The sequence below is a fragment of the Prevotella amnii CRIS 21A-A genome (genome assembly GCF_000177355.1).
Lineage (GTDB): Bacteria > Bacteroidota > Bacteroidia > Bacteroidales > Bacteroidaceae > Prevotella > Prevotella amnii.
Genome location: NZ_ADFQ01000036.1, coordinates 1 through 21,447, shown reverse-complemented (window position 1 = coordinate 21,447; position 21,447 = coordinate 1). Strand labels below are relative to the sequence as shown.

The 21,447-nt window shown below is 37.5% G+C and carries 34 protein-coding genes and 1 pseudogene; 1 reads left to right on the top strand and 34 read right to left on the bottom strand.

The features are described from left to right. On the bottom strand, positions 1 to 403 hold a 403-nt coding region (locus tag HMPREF9018_RS03745), incomplete at its 3' end, for an IS5 family transposase (RefSeq protein ID WP_008448325.1). Positions 404 to 674: 271 nt separating this feature from the next. Continuing rightward, positions 675 to 1,808: a hypothetical protein gene (locus HMPREF9018_RS03740; protein ID WP_008448276.1), complete on the bottom strand. Its 1,134-nt coding sequence runs from the start codon at positions 1,806 to 1,808 to the stop codon at positions 675 to 677. A 208-nt stretch (positions 1,809 to 2,016) separates the two neighbouring features. Between HMPREF9018_RS03740 and HMPREF9018_RS03735 the strand changes: the two are divergent. Next, positions 2,017 to 3,205 (top strand): annotated as a pseudogene (locus HMPREF9018_RS03735) (IS256 family transposase). A 139-nt stretch (positions 3,206 to 3,344) separates the two neighbouring features. On the opposite strand, the gene rplQ reads toward HMPREF9018_RS03735, so the two are convergent. The 32 genes from rplQ to rpsL all read right to left on the bottom strand — a co-directional run bounded on the left by rplQ (position 3,345) and on the right by rpsL (position 21,100). After that, positions 3,345 to 3,827, bottom strand: a complete 483-nt coding sequence (rplQ, locus tag HMPREF9018_RS03730) for a 50S ribosomal protein L17 (RefSeq protein WP_008448334.1) — start codon at positions 3,825 to 3,827, stop codon at positions 3,345 to 3,347. A gap of 87 nt (positions 3,828 to 3,914) precedes the next feature. Then, positions 3,915 to 4,913: a DNA-directed RNA polymerase subunit alpha gene (locus tag HMPREF9018_RS03725; RefSeq protein WP_008448321.1), complete on the bottom strand. Its 999-nt coding sequence runs from the start codon at positions 4,911 to 4,913 to the stop codon at positions 3,915 to 3,917. A gap of 18 nt (positions 4,914 to 4,931) precedes the next feature. Next, positions 4,932 to 5,537: a 30S ribosomal protein S4 gene (gene rpsD, locus HMPREF9018_RS03720; protein WP_008448319.1), complete on the bottom strand. Its 606-nt coding sequence runs from the start codon at positions 5,535 to 5,537 to the stop codon at positions 4,932 to 4,934. A gap of 31 nt (positions 5,538 to 5,568) precedes the next feature. Continuing rightward, on the bottom strand, positions 5,569 to 5,958 hold the full coding sequence (gene rpsK / locus HMPREF9018_RS03715; RefSeq protein ID WP_008448330.1) for a 30S ribosomal protein S11: 390 nt from the start codon (positions 5,956 to 5,958) through the stop codon (positions 5,569 to 5,571). Between the two features lie 20 nt (positions 5,959 to 5,978). Then, on the bottom strand, positions 5,979 to 6,359 hold the full coding sequence (gene rpsM, locus HMPREF9018_RS03710; RefSeq protein WP_008448269.1) for a 30S ribosomal protein S13: 381 nt from the start codon (positions 6,357 to 6,359) through the stop codon (positions 5,979 to 5,981). A 98-nt stretch (positions 6,360 to 6,457) separates the two neighbouring features. After that, positions 6,458 to 6,574, bottom strand: a complete 117-nt coding sequence (gene rpmJ, locus HMPREF9018_RS03705; protein ID WP_004352823.1) for a 50S ribosomal protein L36 — start codon at positions 6,572 to 6,574, stop codon at positions 6,458 to 6,460. A gap of 11 nt (positions 6,575 to 6,585) precedes the next feature. Continuing rightward, positions 6,586 to 6,804 carry a translation initiation factor IF-1 gene (gene infA, locus HMPREF9018_RS03700; protein WP_008448263.1) on the bottom strand — a complete coding sequence of 73 codons (219 nt, stop codon included), beginning with the start codon at positions 6,802 to 6,804 and terminating at the stop codon, positions 6,586 to 6,588. Between the two features lie 133 nt (positions 6,805 to 6,937). After that, the gene (gene secY, locus HMPREF9018_RS03695) at positions 6,938 to 8,272 is read right to left on the bottom strand and encodes a preprotein translocase subunit SecY (RefSeq protein ID WP_008448317.1); all 1,335 of its coding nucleotides are present in this window, start codon (positions 8,270 to 8,272) and stop codon (positions 6,938 to 6,940) included. Between the two features lie 4 nt (positions 8,273 to 8,276). Then, positions 8,277 to 8,723 carry a 50S ribosomal protein L15 gene (rplO, locus tag HMPREF9018_RS03690; RefSeq protein ID WP_008448332.1) on the bottom strand — a complete coding sequence of 149 codons (447 nt, stop codon included), beginning with the start codon at positions 8,721 to 8,723 and terminating at the stop codon, positions 8,277 to 8,279. Positions 8,724 to 8,747: 24 nt separating this feature from the next. After that, positions 8,748 to 8,924, bottom strand: a complete 177-nt coding sequence (rpmD, locus tag HMPREF9018_RS03685; RefSeq protein ID WP_008448268.1) for a 50S ribosomal protein L30 — start codon at positions 8,922 to 8,924, stop codon at positions 8,748 to 8,750. 19 nt (positions 8,925 to 8,943) lie between these two features. Next, positions 8,944 to 9,456 (bottom strand): 30S ribosomal protein S5, encoded by a 513-nt coding sequence (gene rpsE / locus HMPREF9018_RS03680; protein ID WP_008448282.1) that lies wholly within the window; start codon positions 9,454 to 9,456, stop codon positions 8,944 to 8,946. A gap of 6 nt (positions 9,457 to 9,462) precedes the next feature. Then, entirely contained in the window at positions 9,463 to 9,807 is a 345-nt protein-coding gene (gene rplR / locus HMPREF9018_RS03675; protein WP_008448265.1) for a 50S ribosomal protein L18, read from the bottom strand. A gap of 21 nt (positions 9,808 to 9,828) precedes the next feature. Next, complete coding sequence (gene rplF, locus HMPREF9018_RS03670) at positions 9,829 to 10,395, bottom strand: 50S ribosomal protein L6 (RefSeq protein ID WP_008448271.1); 567 nt, start codon at positions 10,393 to 10,395, stop codon at positions 9,829 to 9,831. A gap of 15 nt (positions 10,396 to 10,410) precedes the next feature. Continuing rightward, on the bottom strand, positions 10,411 to 10,806 hold the full coding sequence (gene rpsH / locus HMPREF9018_RS03665) for a 30S ribosomal protein S8 (protein WP_008448315.1): 396 nt from the start codon (positions 10,804 to 10,806) through the stop codon (positions 10,411 to 10,413). 119 nt (positions 10,807 to 10,925) lie between these two features. Continuing rightward, on the bottom strand, positions 10,926 to 11,228 hold the full coding sequence (rpsN, locus tag HMPREF9018_RS03660; RefSeq protein WP_008448326.1) for a 30S ribosomal protein S14: 303 nt from the start codon (positions 11,226 to 11,228) through the stop codon (positions 10,926 to 10,928). Between the two features lie 5 nt (positions 11,229 to 11,233). Further along, positions 11,234 to 11,788: a 50S ribosomal protein L5 gene (gene rplE, locus HMPREF9018_RS03655; RefSeq protein ID WP_019035880.1), complete on the bottom strand. Its 555-nt coding sequence runs from the start codon at positions 11,786 to 11,788 to the stop codon at positions 11,234 to 11,236. Beyond that, entirely contained in the window at positions 11,788 to 12,105 is a 318-nt protein-coding gene (gene rplX / locus HMPREF9018_RS03650) for a 50S ribosomal protein L24 (protein WP_008448305.1), read from the bottom strand. Before rplX ends, rplE begins: the two co-directional genes overlap by 1 nt. Positions 12,106 to 12,124: 19 nt before the next feature. Continuing rightward, entirely contained in the window at positions 12,125 to 12,490 is a 366-nt protein-coding gene (gene rplN, locus HMPREF9018_RS03645) for a 50S ribosomal protein L14 (RefSeq protein ID WP_004335794.1), read from the bottom strand. 2 nt (positions 12,491 to 12,492) lie between these two features. Then, positions 12,493 to 12,759, bottom strand: coding sequence for a 30S ribosomal protein S17 (gene rpsQ / locus HMPREF9018_RS03640; RefSeq protein ID WP_019035879.1), 267 nt, complete (start codon positions 12,757 to 12,759; stop codon positions 12,493 to 12,495). Positions 12,760 to 12,761: 2 nt separating this feature from the next. Continuing rightward, positions 12,762 to 12,956, bottom strand: a complete 195-nt coding sequence (gene rpmC, locus HMPREF9018_RS03635) for a 50S ribosomal protein L29 (protein WP_008448280.1) — start codon at positions 12,954 to 12,956, stop codon at positions 12,762 to 12,764. A 5-nt stretch (positions 12,957 to 12,961) separates the two neighbouring features. Further along, positions 12,962 to 13,390, bottom strand: a complete 429-nt coding sequence (gene rplP / locus HMPREF9018_RS03630) for a 50S ribosomal protein L16 (RefSeq protein ID WP_008448314.1) — start codon at positions 13,388 to 13,390, stop codon at positions 12,962 to 12,964. Positions 13,391 to 13,404: 14 nt separating this feature from the next. Continuing rightward, on the bottom strand, positions 13,405 to 14,142 hold the full coding sequence (rpsC, locus tag HMPREF9018_RS03625) for a 30S ribosomal protein S3 (protein WP_008448273.1): 738 nt from the start codon (positions 14,140 to 14,142) through the stop codon (positions 13,405 to 13,407). An 8-nt stretch (positions 14,143 to 14,150) separates the two neighbouring features. Beyond that, positions 14,151 to 14,561: a 50S ribosomal protein L22 gene (rplV, locus tag HMPREF9018_RS03620; protein WP_008448267.1), complete on the bottom strand. Its 411-nt coding sequence runs from the start codon at positions 14,559 to 14,561 to the stop codon at positions 14,151 to 14,153. A 42-nt stretch (positions 14,562 to 14,603) separates the two neighbouring features. Beyond that, the gene (gene rpsS, locus HMPREF9018_RS03615; protein WP_004335814.1) at positions 14,604 to 14,870 is read right to left on the bottom strand and encodes a 30S ribosomal protein S19; all 267 of its coding nucleotides are present in this window, start codon (positions 14,868 to 14,870) and stop codon (positions 14,604 to 14,606) included. A 22-nt stretch (positions 14,871 to 14,892) separates the two neighbouring features. Further along, on the bottom strand, positions 14,893 to 15,720 hold the full coding sequence (gene rplB / locus HMPREF9018_RS03610; protein ID WP_008448275.1) for a 50S ribosomal protein L2: 828 nt from the start codon (positions 15,718 to 15,720) through the stop codon (positions 14,893 to 14,895). 7 nt (positions 15,721 to 15,727) lie between these two features. Further along, positions 15,728 to 16,171 (bottom strand): 50S ribosomal protein L23, encoded by a 444-nt coding sequence (rplW, locus tag HMPREF9018_RS03605; protein ID WP_008448287.1) that lies wholly within the window; start codon positions 16,169 to 16,171, stop codon positions 15,728 to 15,730. Positions 16,172 to 16,192: 21 nt separating this feature from the next. Further along, positions 16,193 to 16,822, bottom strand: coding sequence for a 50S ribosomal protein L4 (gene rplD / locus HMPREF9018_RS03600; protein ID WP_008448323.1), 630 nt, complete (start codon positions 16,820 to 16,822; stop codon positions 16,193 to 16,195). After that, positions 16,822 to 17,436 carry a 50S ribosomal protein L3 gene (gene rplC / locus HMPREF9018_RS03595; RefSeq protein ID WP_008448336.1) on the bottom strand — a complete coding sequence of 205 codons (615 nt, stop codon included), beginning with the start codon at positions 17,434 to 17,436 and terminating at the stop codon, positions 16,822 to 16,824. Before rplC ends, rplD begins: the two co-directional genes overlap by 1 nt. 51 nt (positions 17,437 to 17,487) lie before the next feature. Then, positions 17,488 to 17,793, bottom strand: a complete 306-nt coding sequence (gene rpsJ / locus HMPREF9018_RS03590) for a 30S ribosomal protein S10 (protein WP_008448278.1) — start codon at positions 17,791 to 17,793, stop codon at positions 17,488 to 17,490. Positions 17,794 to 17,882: 89 nt separating this feature from the next. Beyond that, complete coding sequence (fusA, locus tag HMPREF9018_RS03585) at positions 17,883 to 19,997, bottom strand: elongation factor G (RefSeq protein WP_008448272.1); 2,115 nt, start codon at positions 19,995 to 19,997, stop codon at positions 17,883 to 17,885. A 37-nt stretch (positions 19,998 to 20,034) separates the two neighbouring features. After that, positions 20,035 to 20,511, bottom strand: a complete 477-nt coding sequence (gene rpsG, locus HMPREF9018_RS03580; protein ID WP_008448289.1) for a 30S ribosomal protein S7 — start codon at positions 20,509 to 20,511, stop codon at positions 20,035 to 20,037. A 205-nt stretch (positions 20,512 to 20,716) separates the two neighbouring features. After that, complete coding sequence (gene rpsL / locus HMPREF9018_RS03575; protein ID WP_004335835.1) at positions 20,717 to 21,100, bottom strand: 30S ribosomal protein S12; 384 nt, start codon at positions 21,098 to 21,100, stop codon at positions 20,717 to 20,719. Positions 21,101 to 21,447 lie beyond the last annotated feature (347 nt).

Genomic DNA, 21,447 nt, shown 5'->3' with positions numbered 1-21,447 from the left:
AGTTATCATGGTCGGTATTAACGCGGATACTCTCTGCTAATATTAATTCCATACCTTTTTCACCGATACGATTTCTGAAGTGAACTAACTCGGAAGCGTCACAGGGTTGTTTGGGCATAAATTCAAGTCCACCACAAAAATATTGATAGTAAGCATTCTCACTCCATTGAGAAACCACCATTTCATCTGAAACATTACGCAAATGTTTTAAGATTAAAAGACCACACATCAGGCGAATAGGATGAGCCGGGCGACCATTAGTATTGCAATACAATGGAGAAAAAGCATTTTCAAAACACTCCCAATTAATCTTATTACTAAGTTGGAAAAGGGGATGTTGATGACTAAGCATGTCCTCTAAAGAAGAGAACAAAGAGAGCTGTTTGGATGTACGTTTAAGCATAAATATCTGCAAGAATTATAATGTAAAGGTACAAAAACTTGCAGATATTTGCAAATAATTTATAGCATAATATACTATGAATCAGATGAATATTAGGCTTTTAAGGGTGGACTAACTAATCAAATAGCAGATTACTATTTTGCTCCTATAGGAAAAATAAAAAACAAAAACATGCTAATTCCCTTTTACCATCATTTTAGCAAAAACAAGATACCACCTTTTCCAGCTGTAAGTTTAAACAAATTCACTGAAATTGTCAGATTATAGCTTTTCAATAAATTTGATATTCCTTCTTTATATTTTGCAGCATTTCCTCTTGTTTCGTTTCCTTTTTACTCATTATAATCTTCATTGCAAAAGGCTTGGGTAGTATAAGATAAGTTCTCTTATCGCCTGCAGATCCTTCCTGATAAGGCTGTGCTTTATAAGTGGATATAACATTGTAAATATACTCTCCTCTCCTTTTCTTGCTATCAAATTTTTCCTGTATATAATTGGCATATTGGCAACCACTTAGATAAAAAGAATCTCCTGATTGCTGATATTCCACCTCCACGTCTATCTGCCAGTCTTTATACTTATGTCCATAGAATACATTAATCGTAGAACGCACAAAGGCATTTGTTTGATTCTTAATATTATACTCTAACCCTGTAGATCGTTTAGCCCTGAGTATGACATTCCTTATCGTATCTATACATAAATAGCCCGAGTCCTTCCATTCTTTTTTTGACTTGAATAGGATTCTCACTACATTAGTCCCCAATCCTTCCTTCTGCTCATCTAAATAAAATGTATGTTCCTTTACGAATTTCTCGTCCATATCAGAAACAAAATCATGATAAAGCATATTTTTAAGATTGCCGAAATCACACCCAGCATTATGATCTTTAAAGGTGATAATATTCTCCACGGGATCAATTTCAAAGAATTCGTTCTTTCTAACTAATCCTTTACTCACAAAACGGTACAACTCTGTATTACCGACACTTTGTGTCTTATAGTCATAATTTTGCACTACATTATTTCTATATTTTTCTGCTTTAGTCTTGATAAAATTCTTCAGCATAGGTTTAATCCAAACTGGCTCTCCTACATAATTCACCACAATCTCCGAAAGCATTCGTATAGTCTGTTCCAAAAACAGCGTATCAGGTAACATTTTCACGCATATTTTCTGATAGTTAACATGTGAGACTGTAAGACTATCAAAGGTAAAATCCAAGTTCACGCGACCCTGTTGGTCACTGAATGTGCTTTTCACTTTCCCTTGATAAGTTGTATAGACACTTGCCCTGCCTACAGGAATATCATTTACTTTATCCCACAGCACAAAATGCCTCTGTGCGTATAAACCCACAGATAAAAACAAGGAAACAACTATGATAGAAATTCGTTTATTCATTTAATATATAAGTTGTATTATGTTCACTAATTGTTTTTAATAATAGAAATATAATAATATTCAAGGAAATCTTTTAATTGCCTTTCACAAATAAGCTAATTTTAATTCATATCACCTATATAAACGTATTATTTGGTACTGTCCTATAAAAGAGTGTAAGCCCATATTTTTATTATCTTTGTATTTGAAATATAAAATAAGATAAGAAATGGAACTTACACAATTACAAATTTCGGAAATTATTTCTAATTACACAAGCAGTAGTGAGGGTTTTGTAACTCTTCAGTCTTTAATCATGAATTCATTGATGTTTCACGAGCGTGAATTATTCGTCAGTGAGAACAAAGATGAACAATGCAATGGCTTTCGTAGCCGTCGCTGGTATAGTCATGGCTTTGAGTTTTCTCTTCGCATTCCCCGTAGCCGTAGTGGTAATTTCTACCCTGTCCTTCTTGGATTGATACGTAACGAAAGCGAGGAGCGCGCACGTCTATTCATCCTTCTTTATACTAAGGGGCTCACAACAGAACAGATAGGCGAGGTCTCTGAGTGTGTCTATGGTCGTTCCTACAGCAAACAACAGGTTTCCTATTTGGCAAATAGTTGTCGTGATGATGTTGAGAAATGGCTTTGCCGTAATCTTTCCTCTCACTATCTGGCAGTCTATATCGATGCAACATTCATCTCCACACGTAGGGACAGACAGGTGTCAAAAGAAGCTTATTATACGATATTGGGCATACTTGAGGATGGTAGCAGGGAGGTGCTTTCAGTAGTCAACCATCCCACTGAGGGTGCCCTATGCTGGAAAGACGAGCTTGATACTCTAGAAGATAGAGGAGTTAAGGAAATAGACCGGGTTATCTCTGATGCACTAACAGGCATAGAGAACGCCGTCTGTGCCGCTTTCCCATGTGCCGCACATCAATTTTGTGTAGCACACCTCAAGCGTCAGATTATCAATAGTGTTGCCCACAAGGACAAACCCGCCATAGCCAGTGAACTTTCAGAAGTCTTTCGTATGGAAGATGATAGTGTGGATTCCTTGTGGGGATACGAACATTTTGTTACTTTTGTTGATAGATGGGAAAAGAAGTATCCAACCCTTAAGAAATACAAGACAGAAAGAAATATGGCATACTTCACATATATGGACTTCCCAAAAGAAGTGCAAAGGTGTATATATACGACTAACTGGATTAAAAGACTCAACAGAAAGTATAAAAGGACTATCAATATGAGAACATCCATGCCATCAGCACAAGCTGTTATATTTTCTTGGAATCACAATGGCAATGGAAGAAACAAAAAATGCTTATAAAAAGAAAATATACCAGTATAAAAGCTGGAAGAATATAAACGAAAATGGAAATAGAAAGGATAAAAAAGAAGAATAGCTCACACACTTTTAATGACAGTATCGAAGACTCGCAACAGGATTTTAGGACTGACCACAAAAAGTCAAAACTCTACAAAAAAAAGAGGATATGCATATTTGACATATCCTCTTATAACATGTTTTATAAATGAACTTGATTATTCTGCCTTTGTTTCTTCTGATGTTGCTACATTATCAGAAGTTTCTGACTCAACTTTTTTTGTAGAACGACGACTACGACGAGTCTTCTTAACTTCTGTTTTAAGAGTTTTAGCCATATTCTCATCAAAATCAACAAGCTCTATAAAAGCCATCTCTGCAGCATCTCCTTGACGAGTTCCCAACTTAATAACACGAGTATAACCACCAGGGCGATCACCTACCTTTACAGAAATATTCTTAAATAATTCTGTCACTGCCTCCTTATTCTGTAAATAGCGGAAGACTACACGACGCGAATTAGTTGTATCTTCTTTAGAACGTGTTATTAATGGCTCTACAAATTTCTTTAGAGCCTTAGCTTTTGCTAAAGTCGTAGTGATTCTTTTGTGCTCGATCAATGCAATTGCAAGATTTGATAACAATGCTGCACGATGAGGAGCAGTACGACCTAAATGATTAAATTTTTTATTATGTCTCATTTTTAATTCTCATTATGAATAAACTATAAGAACTGACTTCTATTTTACTTTTATAATAAATATAATCGAAAAATTAAAGGAAGCATCTTATTCTTTATCCAATTTATATTTTGTAATATCAGTTCCAAACGATAGATTCAGACCTTCGAGCAAATCATCAAGCTCTGAAAGCGATTTCTTACCAAAATTACGGAACTTTAAAAGATCTGTCTTATTATATTGAACCAAATCGCCTAATGTTTCAACATCAGCTGCTTTTAAACAATTAAGCGCACGAACACTTAAATTCAATGTTGCATCTGTAAGCTTTGTCTTCAATAACTGACGCATATGCAAAACTTCTTCATCAAATTCTTGATTATTCTCTTGATCAGGAGATTCTAACGTAATCTTCTCATCTGAAAACAACATAAAGTGATGTATAAGAGTTTTAGCTGCTTCCTTTAAAGCTTCTTTTGGAGGAATGGAACCATCCGTAGTAACTTCAATGATCAGTTTATCATAATCCGTCTTCTGTTCTACACGATACGGTTCTACAGAGTATTTTACATTACGTATAGGAGTGTATATTGAATCGATTGGGAGTACATTAACATCTGTGCAAAACTCACGATTTTCATCTGCAGGAACATAACCTCGCCCTTTATTGATGGTAAGATCAATTTGCATAGATGCCTTTGAGTCTAAATGACAAATCACCAAATCAGGGTTTAACACTTCAAATCCAGTCAGATAATTGCTGATATCACCTGCTTTAAACTCCGTGGAATTCTCTACAGTTATACTAACTTTCTCATTCTCGAATTCTTCTACTACTTGCCTGAATCTAACCTGTTTTAGATTCAATATGATGTTGGTAACATCTTCCTTTACACCTGGTACAGAAGAAAATTCATGCTCAACACCAGCTATACGAATGGTATTTATTGCAAAACCTTCTAGAGATGAAAGGAGGATGCGACGTAAAGCGTTACCTATAGTAACACCAAAGCCAGGCTCTAAAGGACGAAATTCGAATTTTCCGAAAGTCTCATTTGCCTCCAGCATCACAACTTTGTCAGGTTTTTGAAATGCTAATATCGCCATTAATTGAATGATTTTTAATTATTTAGAGTACAACTCAACGATCAACTGCTCTTTAATATTCTCTGGAATATCTGCACGGTCTGGTCTGTGAAGAAACTTACCAGCCTTTGCATTTTCATCCCACTCCAGCCAAGGATACTTACTATGGTTAAATCCTGCTAAAGCTGCTTCAATAACCTCAAGGGATTTAGCTTTCTCACGTACACCAACGACATCACCTGTCTTAACACAGTAAGAAGCAATATTCACAACATTACCATTAACTGTAATATGCTTATGCCCTACTAACTGACGTGCAGCTGCTCTTGTAGGAGCAATACCAAGACGGAAAACAACATTATCAAGACGTGATTCTAAACTCTGAAGAAGAACTTCACCAGTAATACCTTCAGATTTAGCAGCCTTCTCAAATAGATTGCGGAACTGACGTTCTAAAACGCCATAAGTATATTTTGCTTTTTGCTTTTCTGCTAGCTGAGCACCGTATTCTGAAACCTTACGACGACGGTTATTACCATGTTGCCCAGGAGGAAAATTTCTCTTAGACAATACCTTATCTGCGCCGAAAATTGGCTCACCAAAACGGCGTGCTATTCTAGATTTTGGACCTATATATCTTGCCATATTTTTTTCTTTAAACTTTTATAAGATGTTATTATACACGACGACGCTTTGGTGGACGACAACCATTATGTGGTAAAGGGGTTACATCTACTATTTCTGTAACTATAATACCCGCAGCATTTACTGCTCGGATTGCACTCTCACGACCATTACCTGGACCTTTAACAAACGCTTTAACCTTACGTAAACCTAAGTCAAAAGCTGCTTTTGCACAATCCTCTGCTGCCATTTGAGCTGCATAAGGAGTATTCTTCTTAGAACCACGGAATCCCATCTTGCCTGCAGAAGACCAAGAAATAATCTGACCTTCATTATTTGCCAAAGATACTATAATATTATTAAAAGAGCTATGCACGTGAAGCTGTCCCATAGCATCTACTCTTACACTTCTTTTCTTAGATGTTGCTGTTTTTTTTGCCATAATTAATTTCCTCCTTAAAATTACTTAGTAGCCTTCTTCTTGTTAGCAACAGTCTTCTTTTTACCCTTACGAGTACGAGCATTATTTTTTGTACTCTGACCGCGAACAGGAAGACCGTTACGATGCCTAACACCACGATAGCAACCAATATCCATTAGGCGCTTTATATTCATTTGGATCTCTGAACGAAGATCACCTTCTACTTTGAATTCAGCACCGATAATCTCACGGATCTTAGCTGCTTGCTCATCAGACCACTCACTCACCTTAAGGTCTCGGCTGATACCAGCTTTATCCAATATCTTTGCTGAACTACTTCGACCTATACCATAAATGTAGGTCAATGCGATTTCGCCACGCTTATTTTGGGGCAAATCTACTCCAACAATTCTTATTGCCATTGTTAAATAATTAATTAATTTAAATGTCTATTTACGATAAAAATCATGCAAAGGTAAGTATTATTTAGCACAATAACATACCTTTACATATTTTTAACTTAACCCTGACGCATCTTAAACTTAGGGTTTTTCTTGTTAATAACGAACAAGCGACCTTTACGACGAACTATCTTGCAGTCGGCTGTACGCTTTTTTAATGATGCTCTTGTCTTCATATCTTTGATATTTATTTGTATCTGAAAACAATTCTACCCTTTGTTAAATCATAAGGACTCATTTCTACCTTAATCTTATCACCGGGTAAAATCTTAATGTAATGCATTCTCATCTTTCCAGAGATATGAGCAATGATTTCTACACCATTCTCTAACTCTACACGAAACATTGCGTTGGAAAGTGCTTCTAGGATTATACCATCCTGTTCTATTGCAGTTTGCTTTGCCATATATATTAATAACTCTGTTTTTATTTTCTAATTTGACATATAATAAATTTAACTCATACAGACAAATAAATGACTAGCACTAATTTAATATTTATATTATATCTTTTTAGAATCTATTTTTAAGACAAAGAATTTAATAGGCTGATACACCATTACGTGTATGACCAGAATTTAATAGACCATCATAATGACGCATCATCAAATGAGATTCTATCTGCTGTAAAGTATCAATAACAACTCCAACAAGAATCAATAATGATGTTCCGCCAAAAAATTGTCCAAAAGCATCCTGAACATTAAGTAACCCTGCAAAAGCTGGCATAACAGCAATAAAGGCTATAAATAAGGAACCTGGGAAAGTGATACGAGACATTATAGTCTCTATATAATCTGCAGTTTCCTTGCCTGGACGAACTCCTGGTATAAAACCATTATTACGTTTCATGTCCTCTGCCATTTGGGTTGGATTTAATGTAATTGCTGTATAAAAATAAGTAAATGCAATAATCAGAATAACATAAACAATATTATATGGCAGGCTCTTAGTGTTCATCATCGCCTGAAGTACAGAACTAGAACTATCAGTCGAATATTGTACTACTGCTAAAGGAATAAACATCAATGCTTGAGCAAAGATGATAGGCATTACATTTGCAGCAAACAATTTTAAAGGTATATACTGACGCGCACCACCATATTGCTTATTTCCTACAACCTTCTTTGCGTATTGCACAGGAACTTGTCTTGTCCCTTGGACTAAAAGAATCGCAGCACATACTACAAGATATAGAACAATTATCTCTACAATAAACATAACGAATCCACCACCTGTTATAGCCTCAAAGCGGCTTGTTAGCTCTTGAAAAAACGCTTGCGGTAGACGTGCTATGATACCCAACATAATGATTAAAGAGACACCATTGCCCACACCTTTATCTGTAATACGCTCACCTAACCAAAGAATAAACATTGAACCAGCTGCTAAAATAATAGTAGCTGGTATTGCGAATGCCGTCCAAGAAATACCAGAAGCAACTGCTCCTGCTGCTTGTGCTCTCAGGTTAGTTAGATACATAGGTGCCTGAAACAGTAAAATAAATACTGTCAAGGCACGTGTATACCAATTTATTTTCTTTGTTCCACTTTCGCCCTCACGCTGTAACTTTTGAAAATAAGGAACAGCAACGGCAAGAAGCTGCATAACGATAGAAGCTGAGATATAAGGCATTATTCCTAATGCGAATATAGACGCATGGGAAAATGCACCACCTGAGAACATGTCCAAAAGCGACATTAAGCCACCTGCAGTCTGCGACTGTAATTTTTGCAATAATGCTGGATTAATACCAGGAAGAACCACAAATGATCCAAAACGGTAAATTGCTGCGAACAAAATGGTGATAAGAAGACGCTGACGCAAATCTTCCACCTTCCAACAGTTCTTCAGTGTCTCAATAAACTTCTTCATCTACTTAGATTATAGTTGTATTACCACCTACTGCCTTGATAGCCTCTTCAGCAGTTTTAGAGAACGCATTAGCTTCAACTTCTAGTTTAGCCTTTAACTCACCTGTACCAAGTATCTTTACGAGATCTTTGTTACGAACTAAGCCTGCAGCTTTAAGATCTACTAAACTAATCTTTGTCAAATTAGACTTTTCTGCTAAACTCTGAAGAGTAGAAAGATTTACAGGTACATATTCCTTATGGTTAATATTTTTAAAACCACCTTTTGGAACACGACGCTGTAATGGCATCTGACCACCTTCAAAGCCTATCTTTCTCTTATAACCAGAACGAGCTTTAGCTCCTTTATGACCACGAGTAGAAGTGCCTCCTAATCCAGAACCTGTACCACGTCCAAGACGCCGACGTGTGTGTGTAGAGCCTGCTGCTGGTGTTAAATTATTTAATTTCATACTAATTTAATCGTTAAAAAATAATTAATCAACTACTGATACCAAATGATGAACCTTTGCAATCATTCCACGTGCACTTGGTGTATCTTCTATTTCTATAACTTGTGAAATCTTGCGGAGACCTAAAGCTAGCAATGTGGCTTTTTGATCTTTAGGAGCACCTATTCGACTCTTAATTTGCTTTACCTTAATTGTTGCCATTATTAAAAATCTCCTTTATTTAACCGTTAAATACTTTATCCATACTAACACCTCGCTCACCCGCAACTGTATAAGCATCACGCATCTCTGAAAGAGCTGCAATAGTTGCCTTAACTAAATTGTGAGGATTTGATGATCCTTTTGATTTGGCTATAACGTCAGTAATACCTGCGCTCTCCAATACAGCACGCATAGCACCACCAGCTTTCAAACCAGTACCTGCTGCAGCTGGCTTCAATAAAACCTGAGCACCACTAAAACGAGTTTCTACCTCATGAGGAACGGTCCCTTTCAAAACAGGAACCTTCACTAAATTCTTTTTAGCAGAATCTGTTCCCTTCTGAATAGCAGCTGTAACTTCACCTGCCTTACCTAATCCCCAACCTATAACGCCATTACCGTCACCTACAACGACGATAGCTGCAAATGTGAAAGTACGACCACCTTTGGTAACCTTAGTTACACGGTTAATAGCAACCAAGCGATCCTTAAGTTCAACATCACTATTTACTTTTACTTTATTAAATGCCATAATCGTTTAGAATTTAAGTCCTCCTTCACGTGCAGCTTCAGCTAAAGCCTGAACACGTCCGTGATATAGATAACCGTTACGGTCAAAAACTACTTTCTCAATACCTGCAGCCTTAGCATGTGCAGCTACTAATTCACCTACTTTTTTAGCTTGTTCTATTTTAGCTAATTTCTCCATGCCCAATGACGAAGCAGAAGCAAGAGTTGTACCATTCAGGTCATTAATTACCTGAGCATAAATTTGCTTGTTACTACGAAAAACACTCAAGCGTGGACGCTCTGCGCTACCTGTTACATTCTTTCGAATGCGTAGCTTTATCTTAAGCCTTCTTTGTTCTTTCTTTGTTGTCATAATCGTAATGAATAATTAAAGTTACTTAGCTGCAGCAGTCTTACCAGACTTTCTGCGAATAACCTCACCCTTGAATAATATACCCTTACCTTTATATGGTTCAGGCATACGGAAAGAACGGATCTTTGCACAAACAAGACCTAGCAACTGCTTATCTGCTGTTTCTAAGGTAATAATAGGGTTTTGGTTACGCTCACTCTTTGTTTCAACCTTAATCTCAGCTGGAAGCTGAATGAAAATTGGATGTGTATAACCCAAAGAAAATTCTACTATGTTACCTTGGTTAGAAACACGATAACCAACACCTACAAGCTCCAACGTTTTAGAATAACCTTGACTAACACCTATTACCATATTGTTCACCAAAGAACGATACAAACCATGAAAGGCTTGCTTCTGCTTGTAGTTAACAGGGCTATTTTCATCTACTTCAAAGCTAACCTCTTTATCACTTATAGATACTTTAATAGATGCATCTACTTTCTGTGATAGCTCCCCTTTAGGACCTTTCACTACAACTACACCATCATTAAAGGTTACTGTAACTCCTGCAGGAATACTAATTGGTAATTTTCCTATTCTTGACATAATACAAACCTCCAATTAATAAATATAACAAAGAACTTCACCACCAATCTTCTCGGTAGCAGCTTCTTTATTAGTCATTACACCCTTAGACGTAGATATTATAGCTATACCTAGTCCATTAATAACTCTCGGCATATCCTTATAACCAGTATACTTACGTAAACCTGGTGTAGAAACGCGCTTCAAATTTTTAATTGCGCTCTTCTTTGTTATAGGATCATACTTTAAGGCTACCTTGATAGTGCCTTGAGGACCATCTTCTATGAACTTATAATTCAAGATGTAACCCTTTTCAAAGAGAATCTTTGTAATAGATTTCTTTAAATTTGACGCAGGAACTTCAACGACACGATGATGTGCCATAATTGCATTTCTGAGTCTAGTCAGATAATCTGCTATTGGATCTGTCATAATATATAAAATTTTAATTAATCGGGACTACCCCGACAATATTAAAGAATACTTTTCAAAATGATTAGCAAAAGTAATATTAACATTACATTTCGCCAATCATAATAAATATATCTAAATTACCAACTTGCTTTCTTAACTCCTGGTATTAAGCCTTGTGAAGCCATCTCACGGAACTGAATACGAGAAAGACCAAACTGACGAATATACCCCTTTGGACGACCAGTTATTTTACAACGATTATGTAAACGTATTGGATTAGCATTCTTAGGAATAGCCTGCAACTTACGTGCAGCCTCATATGCCTCCTCTGGGTCGTTAGAAGTCGCAACAATCTTTTTTAGGGTCTTGCGCTTTTCTGCGTAACGAGCAACTAGTTTAGCACGCTTTATCTCACGCGCTTTCATTGATTCTTTTGCCATATCAATTAATCGTTTTTAGCATTCTTAAAAGGAAGACCGAAACCTTTTAATAGAGCAAAACCTTCTTCATCTGTTTTAGCAGAAGTTACAAAAGTAATGTTCAATCCTTGGATACGATCTACCTGATCGATATTAATCTCTGGGAAAATAATCTGCTCAGTTATACCGAGAGTATAATTTCCACGACCGTCAAATTTGCTTTCAATACCTTTGAAGTCACGAATACGAGGTAATGACACACGTACTAACTTTTCTAAAAATTCGTACATACGTTCACGACGTAAAGTTACCATTACACCGATAGGCATCTTCTTACGAAGTTTGAAATTAGCAATATCTTTCTTCGAGTAAGTAGCAATAGCCTTCTGACCAGTTATCGTAGTTATCTCATTAATAGCTACTTCTATAATTTTCTTATCCTGAGTAGCATCGCCAAGACCTTGATTAATAACTATTTTCTTCAATACAGGAACTTGCATAACAGAAGAATAGTTAAACTGCTTCTGAAGTGCTGGAACTATTTGTTCCTTATACTGTTTCTTTAATTGAGCTGTATTCATCATTTAATTTCCTCCCCAGATTTTTTTGCGATACGCTTAACTGTTTTACCTTCACGTTCGATCTTAACACGTGTAGCCTTACCGCTCTTAGGATCTATAAGATTTAAATTGGAGATATGAATTGGAGCTTCCTGCTTAACAATTCCTCCTTGTGGATTAGCAGCAGAAGGCTTAGAGCTCTTTGAGACAATATTAACACCCTCAACAATAGCACGTTCTTTGTCTGTAACAACTTTAAGCACCTTGCCTGTTTTACCTTTATCTCTACCAGCTAGGACAATTACCTGATCGTCTTTCTTTATATGAAATTTTGCCATTTTCTTTTCAATTTATAAATTAAAGAACCTCAGGTGCTAATGAAACAACTTTCATATTAACTGCACGTAATTCACGAGCAACTGGTCCGAAAATACGACTTCCACGAATTTCACCTGCATTATTTAATAACACACATGCGTTATCATCGAAACGAATATATGAACCATCAGCACGACGAATTTCCTTCTTAGTGCGTACTATCAAAGCCTTTGAAACTGCACCTTTTTTCAATTCACTTGATGGAATGACGTTTTGTACAGCAACTACGATAACGTCACCAACACTTGCATAACGACGGCGAGTACCACCTAGCACACGAATACACTTTGCTTCACGAGCACCGCTATTATCACATACTGTAAGTTTTGATTCTACTTGTATCATAATTACTTAGCTTTTTCAATAATTTGAACTAATCTCCATCTCTTTGTTTTAGAAAGAGGACGAGTTTCCATAACCATTACGGTATCACCGACATTTGCCTCATTTTTCTCGTCATGAGCATGGTATTTCTTTGTCTTTTGAACAAACTTACCATATATAGGATGCTTTTCTTTAAACTTAGCAGCAACAACTATGGTCTTATCCATTTTGTTACTGATAACCACACCCTGTCTTACTTTTCTTAAATTTCTTGTTTCCATCTGGATCATTGTTATTTATTAAGTTCCCTTTGACGGAGTTCTGTCTTCATACGTGCTATATCACGACGAGCAACCTTAATTTGAGATGGATTCTCAAGTGGAGTAACCTGATGATTAATCTTCATTTTAACAAGAGCAACCTCAGCATTCTTTAGCTTCTCAACCAACTCACTGGTTTCGAGTTCTTTTACTTCTTTAATCTTCATCTTTCTTAAGCGTTTTTATCGAAATCACGTCTAACAATAAACTTTGTCTTTACAGGTAGTTTTTGTGCTGCGAGACGAAGAGCCTCTTTAGCTATATCAAAACCTACACCTTCTACTTCAAAGAGGACACGCCCTGGAGTAACAGGTGCAACCCATCCTGCAGGATCACCCTTACCTTTACCCATACGCACATCAGCAGGCTTACGAGTAATAGGTTTGTCAGGGAAAATACGTATCCAGACTTGACCTTGACGGTTCATGTAACGATTTATCGCTACACGAGCTGCCTCTATCTGACGACTATCGATCCATTTAGCTTCAAGCGTTTTGATACCAAATGATCCGAAAGCCAATTGTGTACCTCTGTGAGCGTTTCCTTTATTTCCACGTCCATCTTGAGGTCTTCTATATTTTACTCTTTTTGGCTGTAACATGATAGCTTTTACTTTTAACGATTATTGTTTCTTCTGCGATTACCTCTACCAGAGCGACCATTTCCGTTCCCCTTATTAGAACGAGCAGATGTCTTGTCTTGTGTAAAGTTAGGTGTAAGCTCTACCTTGTTATAAACTTCACCTCGGCAAATCCAAACCTTAATTCCCAAAAGCCCTACTTTAGTAAGAGCTTCTGTAGCACAGTAATCGATGTCTGCGCGGAGAGTATGTAAAGGTGTACGACCTTCCTTAAACATCTCCTTACGTGCCATTTCAGCACCATTAAGACGACCTGCTATTTGAACCTTAACACCTTCGGCTCCAGCACGCATCACATTTGCAATAGCCATCTTGATTGCACGACGATAAGCGATCTTTCCTTCTACCTGACGAGCTATATTGTTTCCAACTATATTTGCGTCTAGATCAGGTTTCTTGACCTCAAAAATATTAATTTGAATTTCCTTCTTAAAAAGGTTCTTCAACTCTTCCTTTAACTTATCTACATCTTGACCACCTTTACCAATAACGATACCTGGACGAGCTGTACAAATAGTAATGGTAACGAGCTTCAAGGTACGTTCAATAGCAATACGAGAAATACTTGCCTTTTCAAGACGCTTATTTAAATAAGCCCGTATTTTACGATCTTCTACAAGGCTTTCTCCAAAATTTTTGCCACCGAACCAATTTGATTCCCAACCGCGGATTATCCCCAAACGATTGCTAATTGGATTAACTTTCTGTCCCATTATACTATTTATTTATCATTATTAGCGTCAGCCTTCGAATCAACGAAAAGTGTGACGTGGTTAGAACGTTTACGAATTCTATAGCCACGGCCCTGTGGTGCAGGACGCATGCGCTTCATTGTAACACCTCCATCTACGAAGATCTTAGAGATATAAAGTTCACCGTCTTCAGCTTTGCGGTCATTTTTATTTTCCCAGTTAGCAATTGCAGAACGTAGTAATTTCTCTACATTTTGTGCAGCAGCCTTCTTTGAGAATCTTAGCACACCAAGGGCACGATCAACTTCCATTCCACGTACCATGTCAACAACATAGCGCATCTTACGCGGAGAAGAAGGACAGTCCTTGAGCTTTGCAAAATACTGGCTTTTTAAAGCTTCTTTACGAGCTTCAGCCTTTATATGTTTTCTTGCTCCCATTATTTATATTATTCTATTTTCTAAATGGATAATATGACCTGCTTAACGCTTATTACCTGAATGACCACCAAAACGGCGTGTAGGACTAAACTCGCCGAGCTTATGACCTACCATATTCTCAGTAATATAAACAGGGATAAATTTATTTCCGTTGTGTACAGCAACAGTATGTCCCACAAAATCAGGGGAAATCATTGATGCTCTAGCCCAAGTCTTAACTACATTTTGCTTGCCACTCTCATTCATAGCGAGAATCTTTTTCTCGAGAGACACGTTAATGTATGGACCTTTTTTTAATGAACGACTCATAACTTACTCTTAATTACTTAGTTTACTTCTTATTAGCTCTCTCAATAATGTACTTGTTTGAAAGCTTCTTTGGTGCACGAGTCTTGAGACCCTTAGCATACAAGCCCTTACGAGAACGTGGATGACCACCAGACTGACGACCTTCACCACCACCCATTGGGTGATCTACAGGGTTCATAACAACACCACGGTTGTGAGGACGACGACCCAACCAACGTGAGCGACCAGCCTTACCAGACTGCTCCAACGCATGATCAGAATTTCCTACACTTCCTACAGTAGCTTTACAAGCAGATAAGATCTGACGAGTTTCGCCAGAAGGTAGCTTGATAACACAATAATTACCTTCACGAGAAGTAAGCTGAGCAAAGTTACCTGCCGAACGGACTAATAAAGCACCCTGACCTGGACGTAACTCTATATTATGAATTACCGTACCAACAGGAATATTAGCAAGAGGTAGAGAGTTACCTACTTCAGGAGCTGCTTGAGCACCTGACATCAAAGTAGCACCAACCTGCAAACCGTTAGGAGCAATAATGTAACGTTTTTCACCATCAGCATAGTATAACAGCGCAATTCGAGCAGATCTGTTAGGATCATACTCGATTGTCTTAACTACAGCTGGAACACCATCCTTCTCTCGCTTAAAATCAATAAAACGATACTTCTTTTTATGACCACCGCCTATGTAGCGAACTGTCATCTTTCCAGTGTTATTTCTACCACCAGTAGAACGTTTACCGTAAACGAGAGACTTCTCTGGCACGGATGCAGTAATATCCTCGAACGTGCCAATAATCTTGTGTCTTTGACCCGGAGTTACCGGTTTTAATTTACGTACTGCCATTTTTTATTTAAATATTGCTGTAAAAATCAATAGTATCGCCAGACTTCAAAGTGACGATCGCCTTCTTATATGCGTTCTTCTGTCCTTTTACAAGACCTGCCTTTGTATAGCGCGCCTGTCGCTTACCAGCATAACGCACTGTATTTACGTCAATTACCTTAACGTTATACAGACTTTCAATTTCCTTCTTAATCTCAAGCTTATTAGCCTCAGGCTTACAAATAAAACCGTACTTAGCATGTGCTTCCTTTTCATAAGTATACACAACCTTCTCTTTTTTTACGCCTTCAGGCTTAGCTTTTGTCTTAACAACATAACTACGAACTTCCTTCTCTGCGTTATGAGCCTTTCCGATTTTTTCGCTACGAGTACTAAACTTCTTACTTTCAGAAGACTTGTCTGTAATCTTAGTCATCTTCTCGGTGACCATTGGTTTAATAATAAATCCCATAATTGCTGCTGTCTCCTAATTTTACTTGGTTAAGATTCCGTCTATCACTTTTAAAGAATTCTCCGTAATAACAAGCACATCTGCATTAAGTACTTTATACGAATTAAGCTGTGCTGCTATCATTACTTCAGACTTCTTCAAATTGCGAGCTGACAAATATACATTTTTTTCTGCTTCTGGCAAAACTAAAAGTACTTTCTTGCCATCAACTTTAAGATTTTTAGTAATATTTACAAAATCTTTTGTCTTTGGAGTATCTAGCTTGAAATCTTCTACAACAACAACAGCATTCTCCTGTGCCTTATAAGACAAGGCTGATTTACGGGCAAGAACTTTTACTTTCTTATTCAACTTGAAGCTATAGTCACGTGGTTTAGGTCCAAACACACGACCTCCACCAACAAGTACTGGTGAGTTTATATCACCACGACGAGCTCCGCCGCCACCCTTCTGACGCCCAAGTTTACGAGTAGAACCAGCATGTTCGCTTCTTTCCTTCGACTTAGCAGTGCCTTGTCGCTGAGCTGCTAAATATTGCTTAACAGCAAGATAAAGAACATGATTATTTGGTTCAATACCGAAGATATTCTCGTTAAGAGTTACCTTACGGCCGGTCTCCTGACCTTTGATATCTAATACGTTAATATCCATTATTTTTCAATTATTACGGTTGAACCATTGCATCCAGCAACACTCCCTTTTACAAGAAGTATATTGTGTTCTGGAATAACCTTTAACACTTGTAAATTTTGAGTTGTAACACGATCGCCACCCATTTGGCCTCCCATGCGCATACCCTTAAAAACTTTAGCTGGATAAGAACAAGCACCAATAGATCCCGGCTTACGTGCACGGTCGTCCTGACCGTGAGTAGACTGACCTACACCACCGAAACCATGACGTTTAACAACGCCTTGGAACCCCTTACCCTTAGAAGTACCAACAACATCTACATACTTTGTGTCGTTAAATAATTCAACAGTAATGGTGTCGCCGAGGTTATACTCCTCGTCAAACTTGAACTCGGCCAAGTGCTTCTTTGGTGTTGTGCCGGCTTTCTTAAAATGTCCCTGCAAAGGCTTAGAAGTTCTCTTCTCTTTTGCCTCGCCGAAACCTAACTGAACAGCCTTGTAACCATCTTTTTCTACAGTTTTAACCTGGGTTACAACACAAGGACCAGCTTCGATAACAGTGCACGGTACATTCTTACCGTCGGCACTGAAAACGGATGTCATTCCGATTTTCTTTCCTAATAATCCTGGCATTTCAATTTAATATTTAATATAATAAAAATTTTCTTTATTTAAAGTACTATCCTATACCTTTATCTCAACTTCAACTCCTGAAGGTAGCTCCAGTTTCATTAAAGCATCAACAGTTTTAGCTGTAGAGCTATAAATATCGATTAAACGCTTAAAACTTGATAACTGAAATTGCTCACGAGACTTCTTATTAACGAAGGTAGAGCGATTAACTGTATAAATACGCTTATGTGTTGGCAATGGAATAGGACCACTAACCAAGGCACCTGTTGCCTTAACTGCTTTAACGATCTTTTCTGCTGACTTATCTACCAACTGGTGATCGTAAGATTTCAACTTGATACGAATCTTCTGACTCATCTTTTTCTTTAATTTTAATTTTATTTTTATATCTGAACATTAGTATGCCCCCTATAAGAGTCATTCGCTATAGGGGGATAACTTATTGTTTATTTCACTAAATCTGAATTACCTTTCAGCTCATCTAAGATTTCTTTAGCAAGATTAGCCGAAACAGGAGAATGGTGATCATACTCCATAGAAGAGGTAGCACGACCTGAAGTTATAGTACGTAAAGCTGTTACATAACCAAACATCTCTGACAATGGAACCATAGCTTTAACAATACGAGCACCGCTACGAGCTTCTTCCATACCTTGCACTAAACCTCTACGCTTGTTCAAGTCGCCTATAACATCTCCCATGTTTTCTTCAGGAGTAACAACTTCTACCTTCATTATAGGTTCCATCAGCACAGGTCCTGCTTTAGGTGCTAATACTTTAAATGCTTGATGAGCAACAAGCTCAAAAGATAACTGGTCAGAGTCTACAGGGTGGAAAGAACCATCGGTTAGAGTAACCTTAAGCCCTGTAAGAGGGAAGCCACCAAGAACACCATTTGATAGGCAATCTCTGAATCCTTTTTCTACAGAAGGAATAAACTCCTTAGGAACATTACCACCTTTAACAACGTTGATAAACTGTAAATCGCCCTCAAAGTCTTCATCCTTAGGCTCTATAGTAACATCGATACAAGCAAACTTACCACGACCTCCAGACTGCTTCTTATAAGTTTCGCGACTCTGTGCAGCCTTTGTAATAGCCTCCTTATAGTTCACTTGTGGCTTGCCTTGATTACACTCTACCTTAAACTCACGCTTCAAACGGTCTATAATAATATCCAAATGAAGCTCACCCATTCCTGATATAATAGTCTGACCACTCTGCTCATCAGTACGAACAGTAAATGTAGGATCTTCTTCTGCAAGTTTAGCAAGACCATTATCAAGCTTAGCTACATCTGCCTGGCTTTTTGGTTCTACAGCTATAGATATTACAGTATCAGGGAAAGTCATAGATTCGAGTACTATAGGTGCATTCTCATCACAAAGAGTATCACCTGTACGAATATCTTTAAAACCTACACCAGCACCAATATCTCCAGCATCAATAGAATCCATAGGTATTTCCTTGTTAGAATTCATCTGGAACAAACGACTTATACGCTCTTTTTTCCCTGATCGTGGGTTATAAACATACGAGCCTGCTTCTACCTTACCAGAATAAACGCGGAAGAACACTAAACGCCCCATAAATGGGTCGGTAGCAATTTTGAATGCAAGTGCTGCAGTAGGTTCAGATTCACTTGCCTTGCGCTCTTCTTCCTCTTCAGTATCAGGGTTAGTACCTGTTATGACTACAGTATCTAACGGAGAAGGTAAGAAAGCACAAACATAGTCAAGTAAAGGCTGAACACCCTTATTCTTATAAGAAGACCCAAGCAACATAGGGCAACATTCCATAGCTATACAGCCTTTACGAATAGCTGCGATAATTTTATCTTCAGGAATATCTTTACCTTCTAGATAAAGTTCCATCAACTCATCATCAAAGTTAGCTGCACCCTCTAACAATTTATCACGCCATTCAGCAGCTTCATCAGCAAGCTCAGCAGGAATATCTTCTATATCATATTCTGCTCCCATAGTTTCATCGTGCCATAAGATAGCCTTCATTTTAATAAGGTCTACTACACCTTTAAAGTTCTCTTCAGCACCAATAGGAATCTGAATAGCTATAGGGTTTGCGCCTAAAATATCTTTCATCTGAGCCACTGTCTCAAAGAAATCTGCACCAGAACGGTCCATTTTATTAACGTAACCTATACGTGGTACATTATATTTATCAGCCTGACGCCATACTGTTTCTGACTGTGGCTGAACACCGTCTGCAGCAGAATAAGTAGCGACAGCACCATCAAGAACACGTAGAGAACGTTCTACCTCAGCAGTAAAATCGACGTGTCCCGGAGTATCAATCAAGTTGATCTTATAAGAATTACCTAAATAATTCCAGTTACAGGTTGTAGCAGCAGAAGTAATAGTAATACCACGCTCTTGCTCCTGAGCCATCCAGTCCATAGTAGCAGCACCATCATGCACCTCACCTATTTTATGAGTTTTACCTGTATAGAAAAGGATACGTTCAGAAGTAGTCGTCTTACCAGCATCAATGTGAGCCATGATGCCAATGTTACGAGTTAAATGTAAATCGCGATTAGCCATTTTTTTATTTTACCTATTTTATAATATCAGTACTCGATTAAAATCTAAAATGAGCAAACGCACGGTTAGCTTCTGCCATACGATGCATATCTTCCTTACGTTTATAAGCACCGCCCTGATTATTGAAAGCATCAACAATTTCAGCTGCAAGCTTCTCTGCCATGCTCTTTCCGCCACGCTTACGTGCAAAAAGGATCATATTCTTCATAGACACACTCTCCTTACGATCAGGACGAATCTCGGTAGGAACTTGGAATGTAGCACCACCTACACGGCGACTCTTCACCTCTACTTGTGGAGTAATGTTATCAAGAGCTTGCTTCCATATCTCAAGAGCAGACTTCTCTTCGTCTTTAACCTTACCAGCAACTATATCAAGAGCATCGTAAAAAATTTCGTAAGAGGTATTCTTCTTACCATCATACATTAAGTGGTTCACAAACTTAGAAACCTTTTGATCATTAAACTTTGGATCAGGAAGGATTATACGCTTCTTTGGTTTTGCTTTTCTCATTTTCTTTTTTAAAATTTTATATTCTGCGGAGGCTGTCGTAATATTTTCGTTCTTCAACGTTCTCTCCAGAACATTTACTCAACCTTGTTATTAACAATTCTCCAGCAAAACTATCTTAACTATATTTCTTTTATTTTAAGCACCAAGCCATCAGTCATCTCCGACTTTTACCAGCTCTTAGCTTTAAGATTTTAAATACTAAAAATTACTTTTTAGCAGCTTTTGGACGCTTAGCTCCATACTTAGAACGACGCTGTGTACGATTAGCTACACCTGCGGTATCAAGCGTACCACGAACAATATGATAACGAACACCTGGGAGATCTTTTACACGACCACCACGAACAAGAACGATAGAGTGCTCTTGCAAGTTGTGCCCCTCTCCAGGAATGTATGAGTTAACCTCCTTTTGATTTGTTAAACGCACACGAGCAACCTTACGCATTGCTGAATTAGGCTTCTTAGGAGTAGTCGTATAGACACGAACACAAACACCACGACGCTGAGGACAATTATCCAAAGCAGGCGACTTGCTCTTATCTACGATATCCTTTCTGCCCTTTCTTACTAACTGTGAAATAGTAGGCATAATTTTAATTTTTATTTATATATTTATTTTATTTATTATCAGCTTGTTATGACTATTAAAACGTTACTCTTTAATTAAAAAAGAACATTACGCCATTTCAGAGTGCAAAGGTACAAACTTTATTTCTAATAGACGCCTACCTTTAATAAGTAATATTTTAGGAAAACTTATAATTAACAATAAATAACTTTTATTTGTTTATTTACATTGTTTTATATTCCACCTTATTATATAGTATATAGGTTACTACATTTCCCATGAACCAAACTTTATACTCTAAAAAAATCCTACTTTATAAAAGTCCCTACTATTCTTTTATATAATTAACAACATCGAAAAGTTTATAG

Excerpts from the sequence above, each read along its gene's own strand:
- rplF (WP_008448271.1), bottom strand. The coding sequence starts at position 10,395 with ATGTCAAGAATAGGAAAATTACCAATTAGTATTCCTGCAGGAGTTACA.
- rpsG (WP_008448289.1), bottom strand. The coding sequence starts at position 20,511 with ATGAGAAAAGCAAAACCAAAGAAGCGTATAATCCTTCCTGATCCAAAG.
- rpsC (WP_008448273.1), bottom strand. The coding sequence starts at position 14,142 with ATGGGACAGAAAGTTAATCCAATTAGCAATCGTTTGGGGATAATCCGC.
- rpsD (WP_008448319.1), bottom strand. The coding sequence starts at position 5,537 with ATGGCAAGATATATAGGTCCAAAATCTAGAATAGCACGCCGTTTTGGT.
- HMPREF9018_RS03740 (WP_008448276.1), bottom strand. The coding sequence starts at position 1,808 with ATGAATAAACGAATTTCTATCATAGTTGTTTCCTTGTTTTTATCTGTG.
- HMPREF9018_RS03725 (WP_008448321.1), bottom strand. The coding sequence starts at position 4,913 with ATGGCGATATTAGCATTTCAAAAACCTGACAAAGTTGTGATGCTGGAG.
- rpsN (WP_008448326.1), bottom strand. The coding sequence starts at position 11,228 with ATGGCAAAAGAATCAATGAAAGCGCGTGAGATAAAGCGTGCTAAACTA.
- rplP (WP_008448314.1), bottom strand. The coding sequence starts at position 13,390 with ATGTTACAGCCAAAAAGAGTAAAATATAGAAGACCTCAAGATGGACGT.
- infA (WP_008448263.1), bottom strand. The coding sequence starts at position 6,804 with ATGGCAAAGCAAACTGCAATAGAACAGGATGGTATAATCCTAGAAGCA.
- fusA (WP_008448272.1), bottom strand. The coding sequence starts at position 19,997 with ATGGCTAATCGCGATTTACATTTAACTCGTAACATTGGCATCATGGCT.
- rplD (WP_008448323.1), bottom strand. The coding sequence starts at position 16,822 with ATGGATATTAACGTATTAGATATCAAAGGTCAGGAGACCGGCCGTAAG.
- rplB (WP_008448275.1), bottom strand. The coding sequence starts at position 15,720 with ATGGCAGTACGTAAATTAAAACCGGTAACTCCGGGTCAAAGACACAAG.
- rpsM (WP_008448269.1), bottom strand. The coding sequence starts at position 6,359 with ATGGCAATAAGAATTGTTGGAGTAGATTTGCCCCAAAATAAGCGTGGC.
- rplN (WP_004335794.1), bottom strand. The coding sequence starts at position 12,490 with ATGATACAAGTAGAATCAAAACTTACAGTATGTGATAATAGCGGTGCT.
- rpsK (WP_008448330.1), bottom strand. The coding sequence starts at position 5,958 with ATGGCAAAAAAAACAGCAACATCTAAGAAAAGAAGTGTAAGAGTAGAT.
- rpsL (WP_004335835.1), bottom strand. The coding sequence starts at position 21,100 with ATGCCTACTATTTCACAGTTAGTAAGAAAGGGCAGAAAGGATATCGTA.
- rplW (WP_008448287.1), bottom strand. The coding sequence starts at position 16,171 with ATGGGATTTATTATTAAACCAATGGTCACCGAGAAGATGACTAAGATT.
- rplO (WP_008448332.1), bottom strand. The coding sequence starts at position 8,723 with ATGAAATTAAATAATTTAACACCAGCAGCAGGCTCTACACACACACGT.
- rpmJ (WP_004352823.1), bottom strand. The coding sequence starts at position 6,574 with ATGAAGACAAGAGCATCATTAAAAAAGCGTACAGCCGACTGCAAGATA.
- rplQ (WP_008448334.1), bottom strand. The coding sequence starts at position 3,827 with ATGAGACATAATAAAAAATTTAATCATTTAGGTCGTACTGCTCCTCAT.
- rpmC (WP_008448280.1), bottom strand. The coding sequence starts at position 12,956 with ATGAAGATTAAAGAAGTAAAAGAACTCGAAACCAGTGAGTTGGTTGAG.
- secY (WP_008448317.1), bottom strand. The coding sequence starts at position 8,272 with ATGAAGAAGTTTATTGAGACACTGAAGAACTGTTGGAAGGTGGAAGAT.
- rpsH (WP_008448315.1), bottom strand. The coding sequence starts at position 10,806 with ATGACAGATCCAATAGCAGATTATCTGACTAGACTCAGAAATGCAATT.
- rpmD (WP_008448268.1), bottom strand. The coding sequence starts at position 8,924 with ATGGCAACAATTAAGGTAAAGCAAATTAAGAGTCGAATAGGTGCTCCT.
- rplC (WP_008448336.1), bottom strand. The coding sequence starts at position 17,436 with ATGCCAGGATTATTAGGAAAGAAAATCGGAATGACATCCGTTTTCAGT.
- rplX (WP_008448305.1), bottom strand. The coding sequence starts at position 12,105 with ATGGCAAAATTTCATATAAAGAAAGACGATCAGGTAATTGTCCTAGCT.
- rplR (WP_008448265.1), bottom strand. The coding sequence starts at position 9,807 with ATGACAACAAAGAAAGAACAAAGAAGGCTTAAGATAAAGCTACGCATT.
- rplV (WP_008448267.1), bottom strand. The coding sequence starts at position 14,561 with ATGGGAGCAAGAAAACATATAAAGGCTGAAGCTCGTAAAGAAGCTTTA.
- rplE (WP_019035880.1), bottom strand. The coding sequence starts at position 11,788 with ATGAATACAGCTCAATTAAAGAAACAGTATAAGGAACAAATAGTTCCA.
- rpsQ (WP_019035879.1), bottom strand. The coding sequence starts at position 12,759 with ATGATCCAGATGGAAACAAGAAATTTAAGAAAAGTAAGACAGGGTGTG.
- rpsE (WP_008448282.1), bottom strand. The coding sequence starts at position 9,456 with ATGGCATTTAATAAAGTAAAAGTAAATAGTGATGTTGAACTTAAGGAT.
- rpsS (WP_004335814.1), bottom strand. The coding sequence starts at position 14,870 with ATGAGTCGTTCATTAAAAAAAGGTCCATACATTAACGTGTCTCTCGAG.
- rpsJ (WP_008448278.1), bottom strand. The coding sequence starts at position 17,793 with ATGAGTCAGAAGATTCGTATCAAGTTGAAATCTTACGATCACCAGTTG.